Source organism: Bradyrhizobium sp. PRIMUS42, assembly GCF_023006515.1.
Lineage (GTDB): Bacteria > Pseudomonadota > Alphaproteobacteria > Rhizobiales > Xanthobacteraceae > Bradyrhizobium.
This window is the reverse complement of sequence record NZ_JALBGZ010001524.1, coordinates 1-536: the sequence shown is the minus strand read 5'-3', so window position 1 is coordinate 536 and position 536 is coordinate 1. Positions and strand designations below refer to the sequence as shown.

General features: G+C 68.8%; 2 pseudogenes. Both read left to right on the top strand.

The window, feature by feature from the left end:
• Positions 1-115: pseudogene (locus MOV75_RS41435) on the top strand (MoxR family ATPase); the annotation flags it as partial.
• Positions 112-536 (top strand): annotated as a pseudogene (locus tag MOV75_RS41430) (hypothetical protein); the annotation flags it as partial. The pseudogenes MOV75_RS41435 and MOV75_RS41430, both read left to right, overlap by 4 nt.

Here is a 536-nt window from a genome sequence, read left to right as displayed (position 1 = left end):
CGCGCGCTGGCCGGACGCGTTCAAGCGGTCGATCGGCGTCGCGCTCAAGGACGAAGAAGATCTGCACTTCATCTCGCCGCGGCTCGATGCCATGCTCGCGGAGGCGACGGCATGACCATCGAGCCGCAGCTCCCGCGCGCCGCGCGCATCTTCGTCGCCTTCGTCCCGCTGCTGCGCACGAACGGCTTTGCCGTAGCACCTGAGCAAACCACGACGTTCCTGGCGGCGATCGAGCTGCTCGGTCCGCGCGATATCGAACACGTCAGGCAAGCCGCCCTGGCGACGCTGGCTCCCCCACCCGAGCGGCGCGCGACGTTCGACCGGTTGTTCGATCTCCACTTCCGCGGCAGCGAGGCGATCACGCGCACCGACGACGGCGAGGACGACGAGAGCGTCCGGCTTCAGGAGGAAGGCCGCGGTGACGAGGAGCCGCTTCTCTCCGACGAGGCGAGCGAGTCCGGCCTCACCGCGACCCGAACCGAGGCCTTGGTCGAACGTCGCTTTGCGACGACCGCGAGCACAGACGCATTGCACCG